This window comes from Povalibacter sp. (genome assembly GCF_036735925.1).
Lineage (GTDB): Bacteria > Pseudomonadota > Gammaproteobacteria > Steroidobacterales > Steroidobacteraceae > Steroidobacter.
Genome location: NZ_DAINNK010000139.1, coordinates 1 through 6,390, shown reverse-complemented (window position 1 = coordinate 6,390; position 6,390 = coordinate 1). Strand labels below are relative to the sequence as shown.

Annotated in this window: 4 protein-coding genes and 1 pseudogene; all 5 read right to left on the bottom strand. The window is 63.8% G+C overall.

The annotated features are described in order from the left end of the window. A pseudogene (locus tag V7D81_RS22660) lies at positions 1-385 on the bottom strand (hypothetical protein); the annotation flags it as partial. Positions 386-403: 18 nt separating this feature from the next. Further along, positions 404-1,612, bottom strand: coding sequence for an LPD7 domain-containing protein (locus V7D81_RS22655; RefSeq protein WP_324320601.1), 1,209 nt, complete (start codon positions 1,610-1,612; stop codon positions 404-406). Between the two features lie 32 nt (positions 1,613-1,644). Continuing rightward, positions 1,645-3,603, bottom strand: a complete 1,959-nt coding sequence (locus V7D81_RS22650; RefSeq protein WP_324320599.1) for a type IV secretory system conjugative DNA transfer family protein — start codon at positions 3,601-3,603, stop codon at positions 1,645-1,647. Further along, positions 3,560-4,612, bottom strand: coding sequence for a P-type DNA transfer ATPase VirB11 (gene virB11 / locus V7D81_RS22645; protein WP_324320597.1), 1,053 nt, complete (start codon positions 4,610-4,612; stop codon positions 3,560-3,562). Before virB11 ends, V7D81_RS22650 begins: the two co-directional genes overlap by 44 nt. 223 nt (positions 4,613-4,835) lie before the next feature. Continuing rightward, positions 4,836-6,110: a hypothetical protein gene (locus V7D81_RS22640; RefSeq protein ID WP_324320595.1), complete on the bottom strand. Its 1,275-nt coding sequence runs from the start codon at positions 6,108-6,110 to the stop codon at positions 4,836-4,838. Positions 6,111-6,390 lie beyond the last annotated feature (280 nt).

Here is a 6,390-nt window from a genome sequence, read left to right as displayed (position 1 = left end):
TCATCACCTTACCGGTATCGGTTCGCTCATCACGTAGCCGCCGCGCAAGCCTCGCTCGCTCGAGCAGGAACGCCTGCTTCTCGATGAGCCAGCGGGTACGATGGAACGATGGTGGCTCCGGCCCATGCGCCTTGCGCACGACCACGCACGGCAGAACAGTCTCGCTCGCCACGCGTCGCACACCGACCCGGTCGCCGACCTTGACCTGCGATATCGATTGACGGATGGCGCGCTCCAGATCCTTCCCCCACAGAAAACGCATGCCTTCTGGCGTCTGGATCTTCACGTAGTACGACAGCTCATGCTCGGGCTGGAATCGGTACTTCGCCGCGCCGTGCTTCACCAGTTCTCCCAGGACGAGTTCGTCGTTGAAACGCTTTTCCATGAGCGCGCTTCTCGATGTTCAACGTTCCCGGTCCCGATGCATTCGATCCGGCGCTGGTCGTCCCTGTTCCACGGCACGTCGCTCGACCTCCGACTGCCGCATCCGCACCGCCGGCAACGGCTCTCCCCTGGCCACCGAGTCCGCCAGCGCCGAGCGCACCACCGCAACGAACCGCTCTCGATCCTGCGGATCGCGGAACCGCCTGGATGCGATCTCCGCCGCATGCATCTGCAAATATGCCCCCAACAGCTCCGGATGCTGTCGGCTGCCACGCGCTGCCGGCACCGCCGGGTCGCGCAGTACCTCCGCTGCGCGCTCGCGCTGCTCCAGGAACTGCTGCTTCTCAACGCTCCAGCGGTTGCGATGCGTGGCCAGCTCCCGCTGTGTCGTCTCGCCCGCTTCCGTCCGCCCACGCTTCACCGTGACAGGATCGCGCCGCACCGCGCGGACCACGACTTCATCGCCCGGCTGCGGACGCGACAGCGACTCGCGAAAGGCGCGTTCCAGGTCCACGCCCCACACTTCACGTTCGCCTCTTTGCGTCTCCAGCCTCACGAAGTACGACATCGGCTCGTGCGGATCATGCTGGTAGGGCGCAACCCCATGCTCGATGAGGCGCCCGACATGCTGGCGCGGTGCACCCGGTGTCGGCTCGCGCACCTGGGCCGCCGACGCCGCACGCGCGTCGTTGTTCCGCTCGACTGATGGAGGCACGTCGCTGCGCGCCATCCGCCGCGCCAGTCGCGCCTCATCGAGGCTGCTCGCGCGATAACCCTTGACCTCCAGCCCCGCCTCACGCGCCACCTCCCACGCCTCGCGCCGGAACCGCTCGCTCCCGCTGACCGCGATACGCAGCCAGCCGCGTGCCTGCGCAATCGCCACCAGGTCCCGTATCAACTGAGTGTTCTCGCTCGGTGTCGATAGCTTCGCCCCGCGATCCGTGAACGCGCGCGCTCCGTCCTTGAAGTAGTAGCTTCTGCCCACCTGCACGAAGTGCCCCTGCACGAGCGCGGGCAATGCATCCGCCTGCGGTCGCCATCTGACCTCCCGCGTGCTCGCGGATTCACTCACTGCCGATGACGCGACAGCCACCGGCGTCGATGCCTTCTTTGCCCTGGGTGCATCCATCCACCGGATCGCGTTCTCTGCGGGAGTACGGCGGCGCGGCATCGCCCCTACCGCATCATCGTGCAGTGGCTTCGTCGCTGCGGCATCGCCTGCCGCCATTCTCTCGCGCTTCTCGACTGCCATAACGCCTCCTAACCTTCTCGCAGCGACTGCAGGAACTGCTCGGCCGCTGCCTGCAGTTCGCCTTCCGTCACCGGCCGATCCAGCGGTAGTTCGATCTGATCGACGTCCACCGCATAGTCATCGAGCGTCAGCGACTCGATCCGATCGATGTCGTCCAGAGTCGGCTCGCGCGTACGCGAGTGCGTCGCCCGCTGCACTGACCGGCCCTCGCCCGCCGCGGCGGCGGCATCCGCGGCGATCACCGCACCCTCGCCTGCCGCACCCGTCTGAACCACCGACAGTCGTGACGAGAGCAGCGGCGGCGCCACCAGCCTTCCCAGAAATCGCGTATCGCTGAAATACCTGAGCTTGCGGCAGCGGATCGGTCGCAGACCCTCACAGAACACGATCGCCTCCTGCGCGCCCAGTTCCTTCACTTCCTGCGGCAGCAGCAGCGCACGGCGCTGCTCGCTCACGTTGATGCTGCGCCCGCGTGGCGCCTTCGCCGTGAACCACTGCGCCACCGGCGTCGACCAGCTCTTCACCTTCACCGTCGTGTAGCCCAGCTCCTCGGAGATCTCCCGGGCATCGTTGAAGTCCTTCGGCGCAAAGGCGATGCGCGCGCCCAGCGACTTGAGCATGGTCTCCGCGCCGTTGTTTCCATACACCTCGCGCAACTGAGCCGGCGTCTGGATCACGAGCACCACCCGTACGTTGAAACCCGGCAGGTAGGAGATCGCCTCGGCAATGATCGGAATACGCCCGAGTGCCGTGAACTCATCGAGCAGCATCATGACCTGGTGCGCAAGCGCCGGATTGCGCTCCGGCAGTTCGCGCGTCTGCAGCCCGATCGCCTGCTGGAAGAACAGACTCAGCACCGGCCGCAGCCGATGCAGGTCATCCGGGTTGACGCCGACATAGATCGACATCGGCGTACGCCGCAGCTCCCGCAGATCAAAGTCGTTCGCCGACGTCGCTGCGTCCAGGATCGGGTTCAGCCACAAGTCCAGGCGCGAGGTGAACGTCTTGCGGATGCTGGACGCCGTCACGGGCGCCAGGTCAATGACGTCGTACAACGCCCGCACGCACTGGGGCGACAACGGAAAGCGTCCGCTGTTGCGTCCTTCGATCAGCCGTGTCCAGTGCTGCCCGAAACCCTCATCATCCGAGGCCATCCCCTGCCGCAGCACCTCACCGATCGTGGCTGGCAGCGACGGCGTTTCGAACAGGTACATCGCGATGCCAAGGAACAGCGAGCGCGCCGAGGCCGTCCAGAACGGATCGACATTCGGCGGATCGGGATAGAGCATCTCGGCAATGCGCTGCAGGTCGTTCACCCGCCGCGCCGGATCGCGTGAGACATAGAAGAATGGATTCCAGCGCGCCGTCGCCCCATCCTCCGCAAACGGATCGAACAGGAAGCACGGCTGTCCCTGCTGCTGCCGGTAGCCTGCCGTCAGCGTCCAGTTCTCGCGCTTGATGTCGACACACACCAGCGATCCCGGCCAGTTGAGTGCATTGGGGATCACGACACCGACACCCTTGCCGCTGCGCGGCGGCGCCGCCAGCGCCACGCCCTGCTGACCATCGAGCATCAGGCACCGCCCGCGCCATTCGCCCAGGATGATGCCGTACTCACCGAGCAACCCGGCACCGGCAACTTCCCATGCACTCGCGAACCGTGCATCGCCATGCAGAGCGCGTCGTTTCGGCCACAGCAGGGTCGCCGCGAGCACGCTGACCACGCCGCCCGCCACCGCCGAACTCGCCAACGCATGCCGTCGCACGTCCCGTCGATCCGCGTGGAAGTAGAGATAGCGCGCCACGGTCATCGGCGTTGCAGCGAACGGATCCAGCCGCATCGACCACAGAAACAGATATCCCGCGAGATACCCGCTCAGCAGCAGCCCGGCCGCGCCCGCCGCGAGCCGCAGCCACCGGCGCTCAGCCCACCTGCGCCAAGGCACGATGCCGGCGGGCCGGGTCATACCAGAGTTCCTTGACGTAGCGTTCGTGCGAGTCGACGCCGAACTGGATCACGATGTCGACCAAGAGGTACAGCAGCTGCTTGATGTCCGCCCGCGCCAGCTCCTGTCCGCCCTGGCTTTGCTTGACGAGCAGCACCAGTTGCTCGAAGGCCAGCTCCGCACTCGCCGCATGAATGCTCGTGATCGAGCCCGGATGTCCCGAGTTCACGTTGCGCAGGTAATCGAAAGCCTCCTCCGAGCGCAGCTCCGCCAGCAGGATGCGATCCGGCCGCATGCGCAGACATGCTTCCAGCAATTGTTTCGGCGTCACCCGCGCCAGGCCCTGTCCATCCTTGCTGTAGAACAGCCGCACGTGATTCGGATGGGCGCGGAGATCCAGCTCCGCCGCATCCTCGATCGTGATCAGCCGCTCCTGCGGATCGATTTCCCGGATCAGCGCCTTCGTATAGGTTGTCTTGCCGCTGCCGGTCGGCCCCGACACCAGGATGTTCTTGCGACTGCGCACGGCAAGCCGCATGAACGACTCGAACTCCCGCGCCTGCAGCAGGCGCAGCAATTCCACCTCACTCGCATCCAGCTCACTCGTCGCGGATCTTGTCGTCCGGAACAGTCCGCGCTGCGCAAGCTGCGCCAGTGTCCAGGTGTGATCCGAGGGCCGTCGAATCGAAAGGGCGACCTGCCCTGCCGTAGTCGCCGGCGGCAACACAATCTGTACTCGCTCGCCGCGGGGCAAGGATGCCGACAGCAGCGGCGCCGTCTCATCCACCCGTTGCCGGCCGGCATGGGCAATGAGCTTGGCGAAGCGCCGGCACCAGTCAAAACTGGCGAACTCCAGCGGCTCACGACGCCATCCACCGCGCGACTCCAGAAAGGCTTCGCCCGGCCGGTTGATGCACAGCTCCGTGACCTCCGGATCATCGAGCCACGGACGCAACGCCCCGACATTGAGTTCGAGCGCGGAGGCATTGGCCGCACAAGCTAGTTCTACGGACTCACGCCTATCGTGCATCCCCTGTATGCAGCCCTGCCCTCCGGCCGCTGCCTGCTGCACATGCATGCTTGCTCCTCACTTGACCTTCCATTGCCAAGCGAAGCACGGCCGGACCTTCAATACTGTTCGCGTTTCAGTGCAAAGTGATTTGAAACCGTGACGCGAAGATAGGACGAGCGGACTCCAGCAACCCATGCAGGCAAGTCTCAGCAATCGTTGCCCGAGGTGCTGTGGCAAAGCCTTATGTTTGCTGTCGAACCTCGTTCATACGCCGATCTGTCGGGTCAAGCTCGGAAGCCACCCCTAGCGCCCACTCGGACCAAATACCGATCAACTCCGAAGAAACCCCACGATCATTGGCAGTCGCCAGAATGTGAGCGACGTACTCGCAGATTCGTTTTGATCTGAGCCAGCGCAACGTCTCGATGGATAGGCATCGCTCCCGAGCTCGTTTCTCAGCAAGGGCCTTCTCACGTTCGACGCGCAGTCGTTCGTTCTCAGCTCGCCGCCTCTCGCTCTCTTCCATTCTGCGGTGAAACTCAGCGAGCTCTCTGTCCTTTTCCCATACCTTCACAACCAGTCGACAGATGCCCGCGAACACACGATTCAGCTGCGACTCCAGCTTGTTCGAATCGCGGTCTTCGAAGGATGGGCCTTGCCGATAGTCCGCCTGAAGCGTCACTCGAAGCCGACCGGTGGGTACTTTGTAACGTTCCTGTTCGGTCTTCCCGTCATACCGAACCTTTGGCCGCGTCCTGTCTTCGAGCATTTCAGTGATACGCAAGTGAATCTCGGTGTTGTGGCCCGCAAAGACGAGCCGGCCGATCTCCTCGTTTTCGGTCACGGTGAATCCGCGACTCGCCGCGGCTAGTGCGAGAGCATTGGTTAGGCTCAAGGCCCGCTTGTAGCTGTCGAGAGAGACTCGGTAGGCAACGGGGCTATGAGTGTCCCGAAGTCGCTGGCCCCTGTCTTTGACATGTCGCCACGCCCACGTCTCGCGGGCGAACTCGGTCCGCTTGCGCCATTCGGGCCATTTTTCGTACCGATCATCCGCCTTGCGAGACGCGCGCATTTCTTCGGCAGCCTGTTCAAGGTCGTCACGACAGCGCTTGATCGTCGCGTGCCACCTTCGGGTGGTGGCAGGCACCTCGATCTTGTTGGCGGGCTGTTCTTCAAAGGCCAAACGCTGCGCAAGCCATGCCCCGTCCATCCCAGAGGACGGAGGCTTGCTGGAAGTGGGTGGTACGTCGTTGGAAGGTGCAACAGTGAGCGCTCCCTGATCAAACCACTCGGGTTCTCGTTTCGGGAGCTTGGGGCGATAGGGCCTCTGCCCCGCATCAATGCGTGCCCAATAGCCCCGCCCCGGAACCGGGATGCCCAGCCGCCGGCAGCGCTTCGCCAAGGCCACATCGGAAATACCGAAATCCTTTGCCAGCTCGAGCATTGGTTTCGACCAGACGAGTTCGTAGAGATCCTCACGCGATAGGGTTATCGGAGTCTCGTGGTTTTCGGTCACGTAAGGCCCTCGCTTGCTGTTGGGCGAATCGCAAGTACAACCTACTGAGATGGTCGCGCCTGGAGAGGTGGCTTTGTGGAACCCACGATCGTCTGCTTTCGGTAGAGTCGAGATGTGGCGCGGTTGCTTTAGGACTCTCTCAACTGTTGCCGCCTCTTTCGTCTGGCGGTGTCGCAATCGAGAGTCCATGACTCCGTTTCCACATCCCGCTCATCGAACCGGACGTGCAGATCTCCCGCATCCGGCTCTCGGACAAGACTTCACACTTACACCCACGATG